The organism is Psychrobacter sp. M9-54-1 (assembly GCF_016613355.1).
Lineage (GTDB): Bacteria > Pseudomonadota > Gammaproteobacteria > Pseudomonadales > Moraxellaceae > Psychrobacter > Psychrobacter faecalis.
In genome coordinates this window covers 1-23,048 of sequence record NZ_JADGFW010000046.1, presented here as the reverse complement: position 1 = coordinate 23,048, position 23,048 = coordinate 1, and the positions used below count along the sequence as shown (strand labels likewise).

Genomic DNA, 23,048 nt, shown 5'->3' with positions numbered 1-23,048 from the left:
GCTTTTTTCTATTATGAAATAATGAAACGCTAGATTAATTTAGGCGACTGGTACCATCATTAATCAATTTTGGCGTGACAAAGATCAATAGCTCTTCTTTGGCATTGTTACGTACATCCTTGCGGAACGCACGACCAACATAAGGTAAGTCGCCTAAGAAAGGTACTTTATCGACCCCATTGCTTTTACGGTTTTTAAATACCCCGCCCAGTACAACGGTTTGCCCATCTTCCACAATCACATTGGTTGAAATAGAATCTTCAGCAATCGCGACCTGATTGTTAATAATAGTCGGTGTGCCATTGGTAATAAGCAGCTGCAAACCAATTTTACCGTCTGGGGTAATGTTTGGCGTGGCTTCCAAGCTCAATGCCGCTTCTTTAAAGCTGGTGGTAGTCGCGCCACTGGCCGAGGCTTCTTGATAAGGAATTTGCGTACCAGAAGATACTTTTGCCGTTTGTTTATCAGCAGTCAAAATCTTTGGCGTCGAAATCACTTCACCACGGTTATCCGCTTGTAGGGCTGATAACTCAAGATCGAGCATCACATCTGACATGCTAAGCAGTCCAAAAGCAATCCTACCCGCTGGGTTGGCAACCCCTAAATCAACGTTTAAGTTATCAGGACGGCTGATATCATACTTAGGATAAGAAACTGTTTGACCATTGACGGTCGTCGTCTCTACGTCAAAATCTTTCAAGTCCCATAGCGTCTGATTGCTACCACCGACCAGCAAGTTACGGTTATTGGCAGCGCCGTTTGATAAAATCCCCCAACGCACACCAATCTCTTTACTAAAGCTATCGGTTGCGCTAACGATACGCGCTTCAATCATGACCTGACGGACTGGAATATCAATTTTACCAATCAATTTATGAATATTTTCGATGCTTTCAGCAACGTCTTTGATAATCAAGGTATTGGTACGCTCATCGACCGTTACCGTACCACGGTTAGACAACAAGGTATTGTTATCAACAGAGTTTGCGTTGCCGGTGTTACTACTACTGCCGCTACTACCTGTTGAACCACTGCCTTGAGAGATCAGCGTCAATACATCTGCTGCCTTAGCATAGCTTAAGCGAATGTATTCCGTGCGTAGCGGTGCATAAGACTCAACCGCTTGCTGCGCTTCAAGCTCACGCGCTTCTTGTTCTGCAAGCTCAGTCGAAGGTGCGACCAAAATCACATTACCGTTTTCACGTTTGCCAAGATTCTTACTTTTTAGAATGATATCTAACGCTTGATCCCAAGGAACATTAATCAAGCGCAAAGTGATGTTGCCCGCTACCGAGTCACTCGCCACAATATTCATTTCTGTAAACTGGGCCAATATATCTAAAACACTACGGATTTCGACGTCTTGAAACTCCATCGATAATGCTTCGCCGGTATAGACTTTTTCTTCTAATGTCGGCTCGCGTAGTAGCTCAGGCTTTCTGATATTGATGTTTAATTGATTGCCTGATTGGTAAGCCTGATATTCAAAATCTTCTTTGACATTAATAGTGATCACACCATTTTGCCCTTGGTTTTTGGTATCAATACTATCAACCAGACCGCTATTAACATTCAAGCGGCGCAGCAAGTTTCTCGGTACCGTGCTACCCGTTAAACGCACCACCAACTTATTACCTTGGCGTTGAACGTCTACTGGAATAGCTTCATTGACAAGCGCAATACTGACATTACCGCCGCCGTCATTGCCTTTGGTGAAATTAACCGCCGTTAAACCATCATAACTATATTGCTTACTCACTTGTGAGGCGGCAAGCTGTGGGCTTAACAAAGGATTGACGCGCACTACCATAGTATCAGCAGGTGCCTGTGTTGTAACTGCTTGAGTTTTCACTGCTTTGGTTTTAATTGGCGCAACGGCAACGCTACTGCTCTCAACAATTGGCGTCACTACCGCAGTAGTGGTGATAGCTGCGTTGCCATTTAGTACGTCTTGGACTGGGTCATTGGTAACTACTTGATTAACCACCGGACGATTAGGGTCGCTGATGGTTAGCAGCAAATTATTGCCTTCAATAGCGGTAGTGTAATTCCCTGCTTGTTTGAGACCGACGATCAGACGCGTGGTATTGTCGCTATTTAGGGTGGTGACATCGTTGATCATACCGACATTATATTCACTAAAACGGCTGGCAAGCCCATTTTGCACTTGTTCAAAATCTAATACCAAACGGCTTGGATTATCAAGCTGATAGGCAGCAGGTAATACTGGCTTACCGGCAAACCCTAAGCGCATTTGGGTAACCGCTGGCGCTGTTTGTACCACAGAGACGTTATTGATACGCTGCTCAGCATGAGCACTGCTACTTATTGCTACCATACTCATTGCCAATACAGAGATGGCAAAACTAGAAGATACGCGGTCGCTCATCGTCATTACCTTGTTGTTGCGTACTGTCATTATATATTCCTCAAAAAATCTGCCGACTTAGCTTATAGGGGAGACCAGCGACTGGGGTTTTTCAACAAACCCAGCGCGGCTGTCTGGCACAATTTCGATCAAGTTAATCTGGGTCGGCGTGATTTCAACAATACGGCCGTCATTTAAGCCAAGATAATTACCGACTCTTACGCTCGCAACCGAACCGTCAGGACGCTGTACTAAAGCATATTGCTGACCTTCAGGTGAAATAACGACGCCGCGAAAGACGAGTTGCGATAGCTCATATTGTTCAAGTGGTTCTTTCACTCGGGTTATATCAGGGCGCACACCATCAATAGAGGTGGCAGGGCCTTGGACATTTACTAAGCTTGGCGGCAAAAATGGGCTGCGTTGCGTACTGGCACTATAAACAAAATCTTCTACCAGCTCAGCCTTGGGCGGCGGCTCAATCGGCTGTGCTGGCTGATTACGAATATCAGTCATCGCCTGCTCTGCCATGCCAATACGGTCAGTACAACCGGTCATTGACAAAACAGTCGCGCTTAAAATCAGCAGCATGGGCAGTTTTTGGATACGCATTAGTTGCCTCCTGCAGCATCAGTAGCAGCATCTGGTGCAGTGGTTTCTTCACCTTCAGGAGCGGCTTCTTTTGAGCGATAGGTTTTGGTTTGTAGCACAAGATTGAGCTCAGGCAATACATCTAGAGTTGGCTGTGGATTACTGACTTCAAAATCATGCATGGTAATAATACGTGGCAAGGCAGCAAGACCACTGATAAAGCTACCAAACTGATGGTATTCTCCTAAGGCGGCGATACGAATAGGCTGCTCAATAAAAAACTCATTTTCAATTTCAGGCTCAACAGAGATATCTTGAAAACGAATGTTACTGCCAACGCCCGTCATATTGATACCTTCGACCAGCTCTGATACGCGGGTATCTTTTGGGAGTTGATCGAGTAAAGTATTAAACTCAGTTTCCATTTGAATCACTTGCGCTTGATAGGCTTTTAAATGACGTGCACGCGATTCTTTTTCGCGGTAGCTATCAAGTAAAGTTTGCTGCTGACTTTCAGCCGCATTAATTTCATCAATTTTGCTGCTGATTGGCAGCGCCCAAGATAGTGCTGCAATCAAAGCAATAATAAATCCAATCACGGTGACTTTGACAGGAAGCGGCCAGCTGCCGTAGTTTTCGCTGTCTAGTGATTCGAAACTGCGGCGAAACTCATTTAAGTCAAACTGCTTTTTTGTACTTAGCGCCTCTTTCTTGGTTTTAACCAAGCTCTTTTTTCGAATCAGTTTCATAACTCACCTCCAGACGCAGCGTTAGCCTCAATCTCTTCTGCTGTTTCTGACTGTACTTTAGTCGTGACAACAAACTGAACATAGCTGTCTTCAGGATAAACCGGGCGCGACTGCTCTCCAGTGGTTACCGTATTTTCTAAGGCGGGCGCGGCTTGATAAGCGCTGATATTCTGCTGAATATTGCTTACCGCTGAATTGCCCATCCATTTACTGCTATCTAAATTACGAATCAAGCTAGAGACGACGTTTGGATTGTCAGCAAGACCTGTTAACGTCAGTACATCGCCTTCGCGTTTTAAATTGGTTAAATACAGCGCGGGCGGTATTGCTTTGGCAAGATCATCCCATATACGGACTGGAACCGGGCGTCGTCCTTGTAAATCTTGGATAACCTGCATGCGTGAGATGATGTCTTCACGGCGCTGCTCTAAGCTATCAATCTCGACCAAGGCTTTGTCTAAGCGAACGTTTTCTTGCTCAATCAGCGCATTGGCATCCAATTGCTCATCGAGTTCATTGTTAAAATAGCTCCATGAGGCGAATGCCGCTAATAGAGTTAACAAAGTTACTGCAGCCACCAAAGTGATAAATTCTTTATTGCGGCGTTCGCGCTCTTCTTGCCGCCAGGGCAATAAGTTAATACGAGCCATTAGTCGAAGCTCCTTAACGCAAGACCGCACGCGGCCATTAAGCTTGGTGCATCAATCGCCAGTTGCTCATTGTCAATGTGCGGAGCGATGGTCATGTTGATGAACGGATTTGCGATAGTGACAGGGACACCCAATCGTTGCTGCGCCATACCGGCAAGCCCTGCAATAGAGCTGCTACCACCCGCTAGCACGACATGATCAATACTGCTGTATTGGCTAGATGAGAAGTAAAACTGTAATGAGCGCGTAATTTGCTGGATGGTATTTTCGATAAACGGTGTCAAAACCTCAGGATAGTAATCATCAGGTAAAGTGCGTTCACGTTTGCTAATGGTTGCTTCTTCAGCAGATAGTCCATAACGGTTTTGAATCGCATCAGTGAGCTGAGCACCACCAAATAATTGTTCACGACTATATATAAACTCACCATTTTTAGCAATATATAAGGTCGTTTGATTATGACCAATATCGACTAAAGCGACCAAGTCTGGTACATTTGGCAAGTTATCTGCCATTAATCCAAAAGCACGCTCAATGGCATGCGATTCGATATCCATCACTTTGGTTTGTAAACCGCCAAAAGTAAGCGCATCGACTCTTTGGTCGACGTTTTCTGAACGCGACGCCGCTAGGAGCACTTGCACCATATCATCGTTTATCAGTGACGGCCCTAGTACTTCAAAATCTAAATTTACATCTTCTAATGGATAAGGAATATATTGATCGGCATCCAAACGAATCTGTGCTTCACGCTCCACATCGTTAAGCACCATATCCATATCAATAATTTTGGTAATCACAGCAGAACCTGATACAGCAGTTGCCGCACTACTGCCCGCAGCTTGGCAATGCCTTGCTAGGCTTGTTATAGTACTACCCACTGCTTCAGTGTCTACGATGAGTTTGTCGACGACTACGCCTTCTGGTAGCGCTTCGATACCGTAAGACTTTAAATGAAAGATACCTTGTTGGCGCTGAATGTCGACCAGCTTTACTGACGTGGCGCAAATATCCACGCCAATCAAATGCCGACTTTTAGAAGTAAATAGCCTCACGAACTCTATACCTTATATTAAGTGTACATTCTGATAGTTATTTGTAATAATTTAGTACAATACTTTACTTAATAGATAGATTCAAGCATTTAAATTACCTATTAAGGCACAATTACACATTTATTATTACTTGCCTATTTTGTTCAAGGTATAATCTCCTACCTGTTGCAAATTTTAATTGATAAGCCTGATTATGACCAAAAAAAATGCTACCGCTCGTCTCATTCACTTTTTGGTGGGGCTTTTCATTGCCTGCTTAGCGTTAGCGCTTATTTTAGCGCTTGCTGTACCGATTGGTTTTTATGGTATGGCGATGTATTTAGCGCCAACCTTGCCCAGTACCCAAGAGATTAAAACCGCCAATCTTGAGATGCCTTTACAGATTTATAGTAGTGACGATAAGCTAATTGGCCAGTATGGCAATCGTCTATCGTTGCCGGTTACGTTTGACGAAATCCCTGAAGGCTTAACCCATGCCTTTTTGGCGGCAGAAGATGCAACATTTTTTCAGCATAGCGGTATCAGCATTAAAGGACTTGGTCGCGCTGTGACCGAAGTGGTAACCGACGATGAAAGTCAAACCGGCGGCTCTACCATCACTATGCAGGTCGCTAAAAACTATTTCTTAAGCCCGGAACGTACATTAAATCGTAAATTAACAGAGCTGTTTTTGGCCCGTAAAATAGAAGATGAGCTCAGTAAAAACGACATTCTTACTTTATATGTCAATAAAATCTATCTAGGCGAAGGCGCTTACGGTATCCGTGCTGCTGCCAAGAAATACTATAGTAAATCACTTGATAACCTGACGGTGGCCGAGATGGCTATGCTTGCAGGTTTGCCAAAAGCCCCTTCTAAATACAATCCTGTCGCCAATCCTAGTCGTGCGCTCACCCGCCGCAACTGGATTATCGGCCGTATGCATGAGCTTGGTTATATCACTAAGGCGCAGCACGACGAAGCCATCAACGCCCCTATCGGTATCAACCTGTATCAAGAAAAGCTTGATATGAACATGCCGTATTTGGCAGAGATGACACGTTCTGCCTTGGTCGAGCGCTATGGCGAACAAGTCATGAATGGCGGTTGGCGCGTGCGTTTGACTGTTGATAGTGAAGCGCAAAAAGCAGCAGAAAAGGCAATATTGACGGGGCTTGTGGCCTACGAGCATCGTCATGGTTGGCGCGGTCCAGAAGCAAACGGTGAACCGCTGGAAAAATTCCGTCGTTATAGCAGTATGTCGCCGGCGAAAGTCACTAAGGTTAACTCGCGCAGTTTTGAAGCAATCCTGCAGTCCGGTGAAAACGTCACCGTCAACTGGTCTGGCATGAGCTGGGCACGTAAATATATTTCTGCCGACCGTATTGGCTATTTTCCGAGTAATGCCAGCCAGATTGTTAGTAAAAATGACATCGTGCGCTTGATACCAGCCGCTAATGGCAGTTGGCAATTGAGTCAAATACCAGACGTACAAGGCAGTTTGGTTTCCTTAAACCCTGAAACAGGCGCGGTACGAGCCTTGGTTGGCGGTTTTGATTTCAATCACAGTAAATTTAACCGCGCCCTACAAGGCTGGCGCCAGCCCGGCTCAACGATTAAACCACTGGTTTATACCGCGGCCCTAGAAAAAGGCTACCGCCCAGATAGTATTGTTTCAGACCGTCCGATTCAAGTAGGCGACTGGAAACCTAAAAACTCTGACCAACGTTTTTTAGGCGATATTACCTTGCGCCGTGGACTTTATTTATCACGTAACTTAGTGTCCATTCGCTTGCTACAAGCCATTGGTATCTCCGATGCACGTAATTTATTAGATGAGTTTGGACTCGATAAAGAAAAGCTGCCTACCACTTTGTCATTAGCATTGGGCACAGGTCAAGCTACCCCATTACAAATGGCGACGGCTTATGCGACCTTTGCCAATGGTGGTCATCGTATTCAGCCTTATTTTATCGACCAAATTTATAATTATGATAATAAGCTGCTGTTTCAAGCCAACCCGCAACAAGCATGCGCGTTATGTTTTAATGAACAGCTCGACGACCTCAACAAAAAACTTATCGAAAATTATGAAGCAAAAGTAGAAGAAGAAAATAAGGCGTTAGAGAAGAAGTCAGATAGTAATTTGAAGGCAGAAAATAGCACTAATTCGACAGAAGACAGTCCGGTAAAAGATGATTCGATAAAAGATAGCAAAGCATTTGATGTAGAAGTTTATGATGCAAGTCCAGATTCAGATCGCCTAAAAGCGCCAGTTTTGCAGTATGTACGTGCTGAGCAAGCGCCGCGTATTTTGAAACCGCGAGTGGCTTTTGAGATGGCCGATATTCTACGCGACGTTATCCAGCGCGGTACGGCTGTGAGGGCAAAAGCATTGGGACGCGATGACATTGGTGGCAAAACCGGAACGACGAATGAAGCAAAAGATGCATGGTTTGCAGGGTTCCATCCTACCAATGCTACTGTCGTTTGGATGGGCTTTGATCAGCCATCAACGCTTGGACGCCGTGAATATGGTGGCGTGGCAGCGCTGCCTGTTTGGATGGACTTTATGAAAGCCCAGTTAAAGAACACCCCTCATCAATGGGTGCCTATCAATAACCGTGCCAAATCTAAAAAGCAGAAGCAGACTATCATAGAAATGATGGACGAAGGCGCAGCTGAGCTTGAAGATGAAGATACCGACGATGGCAAATCAGCAAAGCCAGTCAAAACCACTACCCAACAACGTAAGCCACCTGCTCCTGAGTCAGCTGAAGAGCAGATTCAAAATCGACCCGCTCCTGAAAAACCAAAACCAAGTCGTACAGATAACGGTAATTCCCAAAACAAACCTTTATCAGCCACGCCGGTTGAGCGTATGCCGCCGATGCCCGAATAAATAAGGGGCAGTTTTGGTGTAGATGTAAAGAAAAGGTCTGGCACAATTTCACTGTGCCAGACCTTTTTTATTAACACTTATTTATAAAAATAAAGCCTATTACTTAAACAGAGTATAAAAGCCTAGAGGTTATTTAAAACTCAACCATACCCGCGCGCAGTTGTTCGATCAGCTCTAATAATTGCTGACGCCATTCGCGTACGGTCGCCTCATCTGGCAGCCACTGATTTGATAAGGTAACGACATTAACAATCAGATCGGGTGCCGCTGCTGTGCCGCGACCTGCCCTGTCATCTATTACCTTATCATCTATTATATTCTCAGGTAACACTGGATATAAACAACGCTGATAGGCACGCTCTATATCAGCCAAAAAACCTTGCTGTAAAAGCTGCTCTAAGCGCTGTACTTCAGGTGATACTTGCGTGCGGGCGCCTAATGCTTCTTCAATGTCTGCTAAGGTTGGCGCGGTCATCGTTAAACCATAAAAATTTCCAAGCTCTTGTATAAAAGCAAGATAGGCGCCGTATAAATGAAAAATAGCGGTTTCACAGTGCGCTTGGTATAGTTGTTTATCGCTCGTATTAGCAGCTGCTTGACAGGCCAAACGACAAAAATATAATTTTTGATTGGTGCGATCAGCTTGATATTTAGCAACGCGAGTCTTACCTGCCATGCGCTTATCCTTATGTGTTTATGAGTTAATTGAGTGAAGTGAATCGTTTAATTGGCTACCATCATTGAAAATGTCATATCATTCTATAACGCGCTCAAAATCTATTAATAATAATTTAAAAAGCCTCTGTATGACAATGTACGATTCTCTTAAGTGACTGTCTAAGAAAATAATTTACCTGATTTATTTTCTTAAAGCCATAAAAAAGCCAGCGACTGAGGCTGGCTTTTTTATTGAGAAAAATAACTAAAGGTTATCTAGATTAATGATTACCTTGGTTAAGCTCTTGAGCAAAGGCTTCATCAAAGCTTGCAAAGTCTGTACTATCGGTACTAGCAGACATATCAAACGCTGCATTCAAATCATTATCTTGCAGTTTTTGCTCCGCTTTTTCTTTGCGGGCTTTATGATAAGCAAGACCAGTACCAGCAGGAATCAAGCGACCAACCACCACGTTCTCTTTTAGACCGCGTAGCTCATCGACTTTACCTGTCACAGCTGCTGCCGTTAGGACACGGGTTGTCTCCTGGAACGATGCCGCTGAGATAAAGCTTTCTGTTGCCAGACTTGCTTTGGTAATACCAAGCAATTGACGCTCATACTTAACTGGGAATTTATCTTCCGCTTCCAGTTTCGCATTCAACGCTTTAACATCAGCGTACTCAACCTGATCGCCTTTGAAGTAGCTTGAATCACCACCGTCTGTTACTTCAACTTTACGCAGCATCTGACGAATGATAACTTCGATGTGCTTGTCGTTGATTTTCACGCCCTGCAAGCGATAAACGTCCTGTACTTCGTTTACGATATAATCAGCAAGCGCAGTTTGTCCTTTCAGACGTAGAATATCGTGCGGGTTTTGTGGACCATCAGCGATAATCTCACCACGAGCAACCGTCTCGTTTTCAAAGACGTTGATTTGACGCCATTTTGGGATTAGCTCTTCATGGACTTCACCATCTTCATTGGTAATAATGAAGCGATTTTTACCTTTGGTCTCTTTACCGAAGCTGACGACACCGGTCATTTCCGCCATGATGGCATGATCTTTCGGACGACGCGCTTCAAATAAGTCAGCAACTCGTGGTAGACCACCGGTAATATCTTTGGTTCCTGAAGACGCTTGTGGTACACGGCCCAAGATAGAACCTGCAGCAACCTTCTCACCATCGCTGACACGAATAATCGTTTCAGCTGGTAAGAAGTAAACCACTTCTTTACCTTCGTCAGTGTTCAAGATAATCGCTGGACGTAAGTCTTTGGCTGAACTTGAACGGTCACGAGTCGCTAGGATTTCAAACGAGCTCATACCAGTGGCATCATCAACTTTAACCGTTGCTGTCGAACCATCAACAATATCACTAAAGCGTGCGGTACCGGCGAACTCTGTGATAATTGGGTGCGTGTGCGGATCCCATTTAGCGATGGTTTGACCACCTTCGACCTGCTCTTCGTTTTTCACAAGAACGCTAGAACCATAAGGTACTTTATAGCGCTCACGCTCACGGCCAAGCTCATCGGTCAATGCCAATTCTGCTGAACGCGATACGATAACCAAATGACCATCGGTATGTTGTACCGTTTTCATGTTCTCAAAGTGCACTTGACCCGCATTACGTGCCGAGATGCTATTGTCTACAGATGCAGAACTTGCAGCCCCACCAACGTGGAACGTACGCATGGTTAACTGAGTACCTGGTTCACCGATAGACTGCGCTGCCATAACACCGACTGACTCGCCGATATTGACTTTGTGTCCACGAGCAAGGTCACGACCGTAACACTGTGAACAAACGCCATGCTCAATATCACACGTGATGACCGAACGTACCCAGATATCATCAATCGCGTTGTTATCAAGCACATTTACCCAATACTCATCGATCAAGGTACCTGCTGGAATCAAGACTTTTGACGCATCATCGTTGTAAGTAACATCACGCGCGGTCACACGACCAAGGACTAGCTCACCGAGCTTCTCGATGATTTCGCCACCTTGAATGTGCGGCTTCATGAGCAAGCCTTCCTCAGTACCACAATCTTCGCTAGTGATAACCAAATCTTGCGCTACGTCAACCAAACGGCGCGTCAAGTAACCTGAGTTCGCAGTTTTTAGAGCGGTATCGGCAAGACCTTTACGCGCACCGTGCGTTGAAATAAAGTACTGCAGTACGGTCAGACCTTCGCGGAAGTTGGCTTTAATCGGCGTCTCAATAATTGAGCCATCCGGTTTTGCCATCAAACCACGCATACCTGCCAACTGACGAATCTGAGCGGCACTACCACGAGCACCAGAATCCGACATGATAAAGATAGAGTTGAACGATTTCTGCTCGTCTTCTTCACCTTTGGCATTGATAACTTTATCAGTTGCCAAGTTATCCATCATCGCTTTAGCGACTTTATCATTGGTACGCGACCAGATATCGACGACTTTATTATAACGCTCACCCGCGGTCACAAAACCTTGCTCGAATTGATCTTCAATTTCGCGAACTTCTGCTTCAGCGGTTTCGATGATTTGTTTTTTCAGCGGTGGAATAACCATGTCATCGATACCGATAGACACGCCAGATAAGGTTGCTTGTGCAAAACCAAGGTACATCAATTGGTCAGCGAACATAACACTTTCTTTCACGCCAACTTTACGGTAGCAAGAGTTGATCAACTTAGAGATATTTTTCTTGGTCATCTCTTGGTTACACTCATCAAACGTCATACCTTTAGGCATGATATTCCAGATAAGTAGACGGCCAGCAACGGTATCTTGCATCTTGACTTCTTTGGTCTCATTACCTTCGTCGTTGACATGAGTTTCCGTCACACGCACTTTAATCTTAGCGTTAACATGCAAATCGTTTGAACCAATCGCACGCAATGCTTCATTAACGGTGGCAAAGATCATGCCCTCGCCTTTGGCATTGATTGACGAACGGCTGATGTAATACAAGCCCAATACAACGTCCTGTGACGGTACGATGATTGGATCACCGTTGGCAGGCGACAAGATATTGTTGGTCGACATCATAAGCGCACGTGATTCAAGCTGTGCTTCTAGGGTCAATGGCACGTGTACCGCCATTTGGTCACCGTCAAAGTCAGCGTTGAACGCGGTACAAACGAGAGGGTGCAGCTGAATCGCTTTACCTTCAATCAATACTGGCTCAAATGCTTGTAGACCCAAACGGTGAAGCGTCGGCGCACGGTTCAGTAGTACTGGATGCTCACGGATAACCATGGCCAGCATATCCCACACTTGTGGCTCTTCACGCTCGACCATCTTTTTAGCGGCTTTAATCGTTGTCGCTAAACCATGAGACAATAGTTTGTTATAAGTAAATGGCTTGAATAGCTCAAGTGCCATTTTCTTTGGTAGACCACACTGATGTAGACGCAGCGTTGGACCTACAACGATGACCGAACGACCAGAGTAGTCAACACGCTTACCAAGTAAGTTCTGACGGAAACGACCTTGCTTACCTTTGATCATATCTGCCAAAGATTTCAATGGGCGCTTATTACTACCGGTAATCGCACGACCACGGCGACCGTTATCAAGCAAGGCATCGACTGACTCTTGCAACATACGTTTTTCGTTACGTACGATGATATCAGGGGCGCTTAGCTCTAATAGACGCTTTAGACGGTTGTTACGGTTGATCACGCGACGATATAAGTCGTTTAGATCTGATGTCGCAAAACGGCCGCCTTCTAGCGGTACTAGCGGGCGTAAATCTGGTGGTAGTACTGGTAAGATATTCATTACCATCCACTCAGGCTTGTTATTAGAATCACGGAATGCTTCTAATAATTTAAGACGCTTAGACATCTTTTTAAGCTTGGTTTCAGAACCCGTTTGCGGAATGGCTTCACGCAGCTCATCAATCTCGATATCTAAATCGATGTCTTTTAATAAATCTTGAACCGCTTCAGCACCCATTTTGGCCGTGAACTCATCGCCAAACTCTTCAAGCGCTTTATAATAATCTTCATCATCAAGCAGCTGATACTTCTCTAAAGAAGTCAGACCAGGCTCGGTGACGATATAGCTTTCAAAATATAGGACGCGTTCGATATCACGAAGCGTCATATCTAGCAAAAGACCAATGCGGCTTGGTAATGATTTTAAGAACCAAATATGCGCAACAGGACTCGCTAGGTCGATATGACCCATACGGTCGCGACGTACTTTCGCAGTAGTGACTTCAACGCCACATTTTTCACAGATAACGCCTTGGAACTTACGGCGCTTGTATTTACCGCATAAACATTCAAAGTCTTTTACGGGGCCAAAGATTTTGGCACAGAACAGACCATCACGCTCAGGCTTAAAGGTACGATAGTTAATCGTTTCTGGTTTTTTAACTTCACCATGTGACCATGATTTGATCACATCAGGTGAGGCCAACGTAATTTGAATACTGTCAAATTCATGGTTACCGTTGCCGGTAGGGCTTTGCATGATATCGAGTAAATCTTTCAAGTTGCTTCTCCGTTATCTTTATAATCATCTGACAGCGTACTATGAGCGCGGCTAAGATGAATGAAGGCAATGAATAGGGTTGAGACAAATCACTAAAAGCAGCAGCAATAAAGCAGACTGCCTTTAGTGGACAACTAAGTTAAACAGCAATTTTGCCTGCGTTGGTTTTAGTTGCTTTGTTTTAACTCAATATTAATACCCAGTGATTTGATTTCTTTGGTCAATACGTTAAATGATTCAGGCATACCTGGATCCATATATTGCTCACCATCGACGATGTTTTTGTACATACGTGTACGGCCTTCAACGTCATCCGACTTCACCGTTAGCATCTCTTGCAAGGTATAAGTCGCGCCATAGGCTTCTAGGGCCCAAACTTCCATCTCACCGAAGCGCTGACCACCGAACTGCGCTTTACCGCCAAGTGGCTGCTGCGTCACAAGCGAGTAAGAACCGGTAGAACGCGCATGCATCTTGTCATCAACCAAGTGGTTAAGTTTGAGCATATACATATAGCCAACGGTTACTTTACGGTCAAACTTCTGACCCGTACGACCATCATACAAGGTCTGCTGACCATCACGATCCATTCCCGCAAGCTCAAGCAATTCTTTGACTTGATACTCATGAGCACCATCAAATACTGCGGTACCCATTGGTACACCGTCACGTAAGTTGTCCGCCAGCGCCATGATGTCATCATCACTTAAGCTATCAAGATCAACGCTCTCACCGCCTACCTTGTTATAGATTTTATCTAAGAAATCACGCAAATCTTTAATCGCGGCTTGGGCTTTGAGCATACCGTCAATCTTTTCGCCGAGACCTTTCGCTGCCATACCCAAATGCGTCTCTAGTACCTGACCGATGTTCATACGCGATGGTACACCAAGTGGGTTCAAGACGATGTCAACGGTATTACCATGTTCATCATAAGGCATGTCTTCAACCGGCATAATGCGCGATACCACACCTTTGTTACCATGACGACCGGCCATTTTATCACCAGGCTGGATACGGCGTTTAACCGCTAGATATACTTTAACGATTTTTTGTACGCCATGCTGTAAATCATCACCAGCGGTCAATTTGCGTTTTTTCTCAGCAAATTTCACATCGATGTCTTTTTGCTTATCGACCAAGTAATCAGCGATTTGGGTCAGACGCTCAGAGATTTCTTCTTCAACCGGCTGAATATCTAATAAGGTTTCAAGGCTCATCTCTTTCATGTCAGCCAAGGCCATAACGGTACCGGCTTTTAAACCAGAACCGCCACTGACTTTTTGACCGTCAAGCAAGCTTGCGATACGGCCACGAGCCGCTTCTTCAAAGATGCGTAGCTCTTCTTTTAAATCTTTACGATAGCTATCAAGCTGTGATTTTTCAATCGCTTTGGCACGCGCATCTTTTTCAACGCCATCACGGGTAAAGACTTGTACGTCAATGACCGTACCTTTGCTTGATGTAGGTACACGTAATGAGGTGTCTTTCACATCAGCCGCTTTTTCACCAAAGATCGCTCTGAGCAGTTTTTCTTCTGGCGTCAATTGCGTCTCACCTTTTGGCGTGACTTTACCAACTAAGATATCACCAGCGTCAACTTCAGCACCGATATAAACGATACCTGCTTCATCAAGGCTTGATAACGCCGCTTCACCAACGTTTGGAATATCGGCAGTAATCTCTTCGGTGCCAAGCTTAGTATCACGCGCCACACAAGTTAATTCTTGGATATGAATGGTGGTGAAACGATCCTCTTTGACCACTTTTTCAGATAACAAAATCGAATCTTCGAAGTTGTAACCATTCCAAGGCATAAAGGCGATGCGAATGTTCTGACCTAAGGCCAATTCACCAAGATCCGTCGATGGACCATCGGCTAAGATATCACCAAAGGCAATTTCGTCGCCTTGGTTAACGATAATACGTTGGTTAATACAAGTGTTTTGGTTTGAGCGCGTATATTTGATCAAGTTGTAGATATCAATACCCGCTTCACCAGCGACCATTTCATCTTCATTGACACGCACGACGATACGCGACGCATCAACGTCTTCGATCACACCACCACGCTTCGCGATCACACAAACACCAGAGTCACGAGCAACGTGACGCTCCATGCCAGTACCAACTAACGGCTTATCAGCACGTAGCGTAGGAACAGCCTGACGTTGCATGTTCGAGCCCATAAGCGCTCGGTTAGCATCATCATGCTCTAGGAACGGAATCAAACCGGCGGCAACTGATACCACCTGACTTGGCGACACATCCATATGCGTCACTTTTTCTGGCGGCATACGCACAAACTCACCATAGCTACGCACACTGACCATTTCATCAGATAGCGCGCCTTCTGCCGTTACTGGTGAATCCGCCTGAGCAATGACCGTACCGACTTCTTCAATCGCTGACAAGTATTCGATTTGATCCGTGACTTTACCGTCAACCACACGGCGATATGGCGTTTCTAGGAAGCCAAAGCTGTTGGTTTTAGCAAAGGTTGCTAGCGAGTTAATCAAACCAATGTTTGGACCTTCAGGTGTTTCAATCGGACAGACACGGCCATAATGGGTATCGTGAACGTCACGAACTTCAAAGCCTGCACGCTCACGGGTCAGACCGCCCGGTCCTAACGCTGATACACGGCGTTTATGCGTCACTTCCGACAACGGATTGTTCTGATCCATAAACTGTGACAACTGGCTTGAACCAAAGAATTCTTTCACTGCTGCCGCTACAGGCTTCGAGTTAATCAAATCTTGTGGTGACAAGTTATCAGATTCCGCTGATGACAGGCGCTCTTTTACCGCACGCTCAACACGAACCAGACCCACGCGGAACTGGTTTTCAGCCATCTCACCAACCGAACGAATACGGCGGTTACCTAAATGGTCGATATCATCGACTTCGCCGCGACCATTACGAATTTCAATCAATTCTTTTAGGACATTGACAATATCATCATTAGTCAAAACACTACGCGCGCGCTGTACATCGGCATCGTCAGTGTCTTCAAACTCTAGACCCAAACGACGGTTAAACTTCATGCGGCCAACGTTTGATAAGTCATAACGGTCAGCGTTAAAGAACATGCTCTCAAACAGTTTTTCAGCAGTCTCAACCGTTGGTGGCTCACCTGGGCGCATAACTTTATAGATTTCAATCAAGGCTTCTTCACGGCTTGAGGTGCTATCGGCACGTAGCGTATCGGCAATATAACTGCCTTGATCGATATCGTTGGTAAATAGAATGTTGAATTCTTTGATAGAATCACTGGCTTCATACGAGCTTAACTTAACCAATAATTCATGATCAATAAGCGTATTGGCACGCGCAATCACTTCATCATTGACAACGATGTCTTCGGCCAAAATGCGCTCGTATAAATACTCATCAGGAATCGCAATTTTGGTCATACCCGCTTCTTCAAGCTGACGGATACGGCGGGCGTTGATACGTTTACCCTGCTCGACGATCACCTCACCTTCTGGTGATACGATATCAAACTGTGCCATCTCGCCACGCAGACGATCAGCAACCAAATCGATCTCAAACTGCTCTTCGCCTTTATATACTTTTACTTTGTCAAAGAACAAATCTAAGATTTCAGAGGTAGTCAGACCAAGCGCGCGTAGAATAATAGACGCAAGTAATTTACGGCGACGGTCAATACGAGCGAAAACCAAATCTTTAGCATCAAATTCAAAGTCTAACCAAGAACCACGGTAAGGAATGATACGGGCGTTGTAAAGCACCTTACCACTTGAATGCGACTTACCTTTATCATGGTCAAAGAACACACCTGGTGAGCGATGTAGCTGTGATACGATCACACGCTCAGTACCATTGATAATAAAAGTACCGTTAGCCGTCATTAGTGGCATCTCGCCCATATAGACGCTTTGCTCACGGATGTCTTTAATCGCCGCTTTGCTGTCTTTGTCTTTGCTGTCTTTATCTTTGATAATCAGACGGATTTTAACGCGCATTGGCGCTGCAAAGGTCGAACCACGTAAGATACACTCACGCTCATCAAACTCAGGCGTGCCTAAATAATATTCAACAAATTGTAGCTCTGCATTACCAGAGTGACTCTCAATTGGAAAAATAGAAGAAAACGCAGCTTGTAAACCAGTATTCTCACGAGCTTTTGGCTTTTTATGCTCTTGCAAAAATTGCTCATAAGAATCTACTTGGATAGACAACAAATAGGGAATGTCCATCACAGTAGGCAATTCAGCAAAACTTTTGCGAATACGCTTTTTTTCAGTATAAGAATATGCCATCGAGAGTCCTTACAGTAAACGTGGAAACAAATTGAAAGCGCGGCCGACTTGCATCAATACTATTTAATATGAATATCATGCAAACTTGGCAACGTAAACGATAATATAAAACGGATATTCATGCTCATTTAATGACTGCTAATTAATTCACGCGTATAGTGCATAATTAATCCAGTTTATTTAAGCGTAAATCGGCATCTAAGCATGCCTATATGAGTGCTAACACTAAAAATTTCAATGCTTTGCACCTTTTAACTTTGTAGTACTTACGAGTAACCACTGCACCGTATCTAAGACCAATAACTGGCATTTAGATACTATTGATTCTCTTTGTAAATTCACTTAAAGTACTATTGCTACTTCTCTTTTAAAAACCTACTCATCATCTACTATCATAAGTAATATCGTCGCTGATATCTACCGTCTACCAGTGCATATACTGACAGTAAAACCTTACCAGATGATTTAATTAACAACGTTTAGATTAAAAATCTGAGATAACTATAAATTTTGAAACAGTGACTTATGGTAAAGCAGTGACTTTTAGAATCAGTATAAATTATAGTGTTAATGAAAAGCATGCAGACACAAAAAAATGCCAAACATCGATCGACGTTTAGCTCGTTAACTGATTTCAATAACTACTAAGTGTGCTTGCATGTATATCGTCTGTCCTTTTGATGGGTATCCACCGTGATGTTGCATACGTATGTTGGCAGACACAAAAGGTCAAGCTACGGATTATAATAAAAAAAAGCTGATAATGCAAGGCATTACCAGCTTTTTTTGTACAGCAGTTGAACTTATTTTAGTTCAATAGTTGCACCAGCTTCTTCAAGTTTCTTTTTCAACTCTTCAGCTTCAGCTTTGTTTACGCCTTCTTTGATTGGAGCTGGAGCGCTTTCAACCAAATCTTTCGCTTCTTTCAAGCCAAGGCCAGTAGCTTCACGCACTGCTTTAATGACGCCAACTTTCTTCTCGCCAAAGCTAGCAAGAACAACGTCAAACTCGTCTTTTTCTTCAGCAGCGGCAGCAGCAGGACCAGCAGCAGCAGGTACAGCAGCGGCAACAGCAGCAGTTACGCCGAATTTTTCTTCCATGTCGCTGATTAACTCAACGATATCCATTACTGACATTTCAGCGATTGCGTTTAACACATCATCTTTAGATAGTGCCATGAGAACTCTCCGTTATCTGATAAAATTTAGTTGGTTTTAATATCGCTTGGATTGCTTGCCAAATGTTTAAATAGGGTTGGCAATGCAGTGCAATCGGCGATGTCAAAGTTACGTTAAAACAAGCAATTAAGCAGCTTCTTTTGCGTCTTTGATTGCCGCTACCGTGCGAACGAACTTGCCAGGAACTGCGTTCATAGTCTGGACAAGCTTGGTCACTGGTGCGTTCATAGTAGCCATTAGGATAGAGATTGCTTCGTCGCGAGTTGGTAGCTTCGATACGCGCTCTAGCTCTTCTGGACCATAAACTTCACCACCGACTGATACCAATTTGGTCTCTAAAGCTTTGTTATCTTTGCTGAAGTCGAAAACGACTCGAGCAGCAGATCCCAAATCTTCCATAGAGAAAGCCAAAAGTAGTGGACCAGTCATACGGTCTGACATGCTCTCAAACTTAGTGCCTTCAAAAGCGCGTTTTGCTAGGGTATTTTTTACCACTTTCAAAACGACACCTTTATCACGAGCTTGTTCGCGCAGCTGAGTAAGCTTTGCAACACCAATACCGTGATATTCGGCAGCTACTGCTGAGTAAGCATTAGCAGCAACTTCAGACACTTCAGCCACAACTTGTTGTTTTTGCTCTAGCGTTAATGCCATAAGTTGACTCCTTTAATCTTATCAATCCGCTCATTATTTAATATTCTAAAACCAAAGTTTTGGACAATGTAAATAACTTACGACGACTGACTTGATACGACACGTTATTTATAAACCCCATAAAGAGTTCATTCATAACGACTGATTACGGCACCGTTATCAGACTGACATCGAGTAATAATTTGGTATAAATACCAATCTATTGGCTCTTATCAACAACTGGGTGGGTCACCGTCTGCGTAGGACAACTAAGATTTTCACCTGTCGTCGATTAACAAAAGCAGCTTACCATCACAAGTAATCATAAACCGCTTTCTACCTACGGTCTTAGACAGCGGAGCGTTTGCTACGCTGACCTAATTCTTTAAGACAATATAGGCGCTTTATTCAAAATAGTTGAATAAAGAGCAGTTTTTATATAGAAAAATTATTTGGCAACGCGATATGGAACAGGATCAATTGAGATGCCTGGGCCCATAGTGCTAGACAAGGTAATTTTCTTAATGAAAGTACCTTTAGACGTCGCAGGTTTAGCGCGTTTAAGATCAGATAGCAATGCTTGAGCGTTTTGCATAACTTGCTCAGCAGTAAAGCCAACTTGACCGATCGTGGTATGGATGATACCCGCTTTATCAACACGGTACTGTGCTTGACCCGCTTTCGCATTAGTCACAGCTTCAGCAACGTTAGGCGTTACCGTACCAACTTTTGGGTTAGGCATTAGACCACGTGGACCTAAGATAGTACCCAATTGACCAACCACACGCATGGCGTCAGGTGCTGCGATAACCACGTCAAAGTCCATGTTACCAGCTTTAATTTGCTCAGCTAGGTCTTCAAAACCGACGATGTCAGCGCCTGCTTCTTTAGCGGCTTCAGCAGCAGCGCCTTGAGCAAATACCGCGACACGTTTGGTTTTACCAGTACCCGCAGGTAGGTTAGTAGCGCCACGAACGACTTGGTCAGATTTACGTGGGTCTACGCCCAAGTTTACTGCAATATCGATAGACTCTTTGAATTTAAGGGCTGGCAAATCATTTAGGATTTGAACCGCTTCTTCAAGAGTGTATAATTTTTCGTTTTCAACGCGCTCAGCGATTAGCTTTTGACGCTTAGTAAGTTTACTCATTTACACACCCTCCACGGTAATACCCATTGAACGTGCAGTACCAGCGATGGTACGGACAGCAGCATCAAGACCAGCAGCGGTTAAATCTGCATCTTTAGTCTTAACGATTTCTTCTAATTGCGCACGGTCAACTTTACCGACTTTAGCGGTATTAGGTGTACCAGAACCTTTAGCAATACCAGCAGCCTTACGTAGTAAGTATGCCGCTGGTGGTGACTTCATGATGAAGGTAAAAGATTTATCGCTGTATACGGTGATCTCAGTAGGAATCGGTAGGCCCGGCTCTTGGTTTGAGGTCGCAGCGTTAAATTCTTTACAGAACGCCATGATATTCACGCCTTTTTGACCCAATGCTGGACCAATCGGTGGTGAAGGATTTGCTTTACCTGCAGGCACTTGCAGTTTGATGTAACCATCAATCTTCTTAGCCATGATACTCTCCTAAATGGGTAATAGCGCCAAATCAATGTGGTATGTACATTGACTAACAGCTCCCCGGTTGATGAATGTTTTACAGGTTTAGTCTAGTTTTTCAACCTTACTAAACTCAAGCTCGACTTGCGTCGGGCGATTAAATACGTTTACCGTTAAATGCAGTTTAGACTTCTCATAATCCACTTTTTCCACCAACCCTTTAAAGTCAGTAAATGGACCATCGATAACCAACAACTCTTCGCCTGGCTCAAATAGAGTCTTCGGACGTGGGTCAGCTTCAGTCTGATTTAAACGGTTTAAAATACGGTCGGCTTCTACTTGCGTAATCGGTGCTGGCGTTTCAGGCGTGCCACCGACAAAGCCCATAATACGCGGGCAGTCTTTGACTATATGCCACGTGTTGTCGTTCATTTCCATCTGAATCAATACATAGCCTGGAAAGAACTTACGCTCACTTTTACGCTTTTTGCCGTCTTTCATTTCAACGACTTCTTCGGTAGGTACCAAAACATCGCCGAATGAATCAGCAAATTCACTACGATTGATACGATCAGTTAATGAACGTTGTACTTGCTTTTCATATCCTGAAAACGCTTGGACAATATACCAACGCATATCACGCTCCTGATCAGTAAAGTTAAGTCGTTATAAGTAAATTTGGTTTAATGGACACTAATACGCGTCATTAACCAATAAAAATACCAACGAACCAGTTAAAAAAGTTATCTAATAGCCAAACCAAAAAACCCACAATAGCAATCATGACAATCGTTTGCCATGTGTATTGAAAGGTTTCATCTTTGCCAGGCCATGTGACTCGGCGTAGCTCAACGGCGGCATCTTTTAATAATATTTTAAAAGCGCGGCCTTGATGCGTTAACGCTAAGCAGACCAAGGCAATAATAACTAGAGCAACGATGATACCAATACGCATCCAAACATCATTGGCAGGTTGCCAATAGCCTGGTAAGTATTGATTGACTAAGGTTGCTCCTATCAAAATTACTGCGGCAAGTAGCCACAATACCACATCTTTAACTGAACCAGTTTTAGCAACTTCAACAGCGGTTGTTTGATTATTCGCCGAAACGTGCTTATCTTTGGACAGCATTCCACCAGCCACTGCCTTAGCATCAGATAACTTAGTCTCGAGGTTATCTTGATTATTGCTCATAAAGAACTCACTTCGGAGATGGTGGGGTATGACAAAGATATGATAAGAAGATGGCAGGCGATGTAGGACTCGAACCTACAACCCTCGGTTTTGGAGACCGATGCTCTACCAATTGAGCCAATCGCCTATGGGTGTAAAGGACAGCATTATACAATATTGAGCATAGAATGCAAGCATTTAGGAATAAAATTCTGCTGCGATGCTAATATGACTGTTCTTAAGCGTCATTCTTAAACCACTTATATGAGAAATATAAAAATTAATCATAAAGGGTGCTAATGAATCGCAGCGTTAATATAGCAAGCTCGGTTAAGAATTACAATAGACACCGAGCAGATAATAAGCGCTTTTTAAGGTACATGTATAAACCCATATAAGGTGAGATTGGTTTTTGTCTGCCCTACTCTTCTACTATAGTGAGTGAAAAGTAATATAGATACATCACACACTGCTGATATCAATTTTTCTTGCTTGCTGTGCCTGTGCAGACAGAGGCTACAAAAAATTGATATCAGCAATATCGTCGCGTTTTTAGGATATGTTTACTATATGTCTTTTTAAATATTTATCCTCATTCATACCCCACAAAAAAAGCCACCCTTAATCAAGGATGGCTTTTTTCTTACTGCTTAACGCTTAGATAACTGTATAGCGTTAGGGTTTTGATGCTTAGCTAAGAACGTTAGCAACAACACCAGCGCCTACAGTACGGCCGCCTTCACGAATTGCGAAGCGAAGA

16 protein-coding genes and 1 tRNA gene are annotated in these 23,048 nt (G+C 44.0%); 1 reads left to right on the top strand and 16 read right to left on the bottom strand.

Annotated elements, in window-relative coordinates; all coding sequences use genetic code 11:
• Positions 1-34: 34 nt before the first annotated feature.
• The 5 genes from pilQ to IQ457_RS13055 are packed head-to-tail and all read right to left on the bottom strand — an operon-like array spanning position 35 to position 5,413.
• Positions 35-2,419: a type IV pilus secretin PilQ gene (gene pilQ, locus IQ457_RS13075; RefSeq protein ID WP_200663831.1), complete on the bottom strand. Its 2,385-nt coding sequence runs from the start codon at positions 2,417-2,419 to the stop codon at positions 35-37.
• Positions 2,420-2,446: 27 nt separating this feature from the next.
• Complete coding sequence (locus IQ457_RS13070; protein WP_068405097.1) at positions 2,447-2,980, bottom strand: pilus assembly protein PilP; 534 nt, start codon at positions 2,978-2,980, stop codon at positions 2,447-2,449.
• Positions 2,980-3,708: a type 4a pilus biogenesis protein PilO gene (locus IQ457_RS13065; RefSeq protein ID WP_144297926.1), complete on the bottom strand. Its 729-nt coding sequence runs from the start codon at positions 3,706-3,708 to the stop codon at positions 2,980-2,982. The genes IQ457_RS13070 and IQ457_RS13065 overlap by 1 nt, the downstream gene beginning before the upstream one ends.
• Positions 3,705-4,358, bottom strand: a complete 654-nt coding sequence (locus IQ457_RS13060; protein WP_144297925.1) for a PilN domain-containing protein — start codon at positions 4,356-4,358, stop codon at positions 3,705-3,707. The genes IQ457_RS13065 and IQ457_RS13060 overlap by 4 nt, the downstream gene beginning before the upstream one ends.
• The gene (locus tag IQ457_RS13055) at positions 4,358-5,413 is read right to left on the bottom strand and encodes a type IV pilus assembly protein PilM (protein WP_200663830.1); all 1,056 of its coding nucleotides are present in this window, start codon (positions 5,411-5,413) and stop codon (positions 4,358-4,360) included. Before IQ457_RS13055 ends, IQ457_RS13060 begins: the two co-directional genes overlap by 1 nt.
• A gap of 193 nt (positions 5,414-5,606) precedes the next feature.
• On the opposite strand from IQ457_RS13055, the gene IQ457_RS13050 reads away from it, so the two are divergent.
• Positions 5,607-8,294 carry a penicillin-binding protein 1A gene (locus IQ457_RS13050; protein ID WP_200663829.1) on the top strand — a complete coding sequence of 896 codons (2,688 nt, stop codon included), beginning with the start codon at positions 5,607-5,609 and terminating at the stop codon, positions 8,292-8,294.
• A gap of 133 nt (positions 8,295-8,427) precedes the next feature.
• On the opposite strand, the gene IQ457_RS13045 is transcribed toward IQ457_RS13050, so the two are convergent.
• The 11 genes from IQ457_RS13045 to IQ457_RS12995 all read right to left on the bottom strand — a co-directional run.
• A complete protein-coding gene (locus tag IQ457_RS13045; protein ID WP_200663826.1) occupies positions 8,428-8,970 on the bottom strand; it encodes a DUF6586 family protein in 543 nt (180 codons plus the stop codon).
• Between the two features lie 262 nt (positions 8,971-9,232).
• The gene (rpoC, locus tag IQ457_RS13040) at positions 9,233-13,453 is read right to left on the bottom strand and encodes a DNA-directed RNA polymerase subunit beta' (RefSeq protein ID WP_144297919.1); all 4,221 of its coding nucleotides are present in this window, start codon (positions 13,451-13,453) and stop codon (positions 9,233-9,235) included.
• Between the two features lie 167 nt (positions 13,454-13,620).
• Positions 13,621-17,739, bottom strand: coding sequence for a DNA-directed RNA polymerase subunit beta (gene rpoB / locus IQ457_RS13035; protein WP_200663824.1), 4,119 nt, complete (start codon positions 17,737-17,739; stop codon positions 13,621-13,623).
• A gap of 803 nt (positions 17,740-18,542) precedes the next feature.
• On the bottom strand, positions 18,543-18,917 hold the full coding sequence (gene rplL, locus IQ457_RS13030) for a 50S ribosomal protein L7/L12 (RefSeq protein WP_200663822.1): 375 nt from the start codon (positions 18,915-18,917) through the stop codon (positions 18,543-18,545).
• A gap of 126 nt (positions 18,918-19,043) precedes the next feature.
• Positions 19,044-19,571 (bottom strand): 50S ribosomal protein L10, encoded by a 528-nt coding sequence (gene rplJ, locus IQ457_RS13025; RefSeq protein ID WP_025652244.1) that lies wholly within the window; start codon positions 19,569-19,571, stop codon positions 19,044-19,046.
• Positions 19,572-19,998: 427 nt separating this feature from the next.
• Positions 19,999-20,700: a 50S ribosomal protein L1 gene (gene rplA / locus IQ457_RS13020; protein WP_144297916.1), complete on the bottom strand. Its 702-nt coding sequence runs from the start codon at positions 20,698-20,700 to the stop codon at positions 19,999-20,001.
• On the bottom strand, positions 20,701-21,132 hold the full coding sequence (gene rplK / locus IQ457_RS13015; protein ID WP_068405081.1) for a 50S ribosomal protein L11: 432 nt from the start codon (positions 21,130-21,132) through the stop codon (positions 20,701-20,703).
• Positions 21,133-21,219: 87 nt separating this feature from the next.
• On the bottom strand, positions 21,220-21,750 hold the full coding sequence (gene nusG, locus IQ457_RS13010) for a transcription termination/antitermination protein NusG (RefSeq protein WP_068405079.1): 531 nt from the start codon (positions 21,748-21,750) through the stop codon (positions 21,220-21,222).
• 70 nt (positions 21,751-21,820) lie between these two features.
• Entirely contained in the window at positions 21,821-22,309 is a 489-nt protein-coding gene (secE, locus tag IQ457_RS13005; RefSeq protein ID WP_068405077.1) for a preprotein translocase subunit SecE, read from the bottom strand.
• 51 nt (positions 22,310-22,360) lie between these two features.
• Positions 22,361-22,436 (bottom strand) — tRNA-Trp (locus IQ457_RS13000).
• 542 nt (positions 22,437-22,978) lie between these two features.
• Positions 22,979-23,048: EF-Tu C-terminal domain-related protein (locus tag IQ457_RS12995; RefSeq protein WP_446737548.1), on the bottom strand; the 70-nt coding region annotated here is incomplete at its 5' end.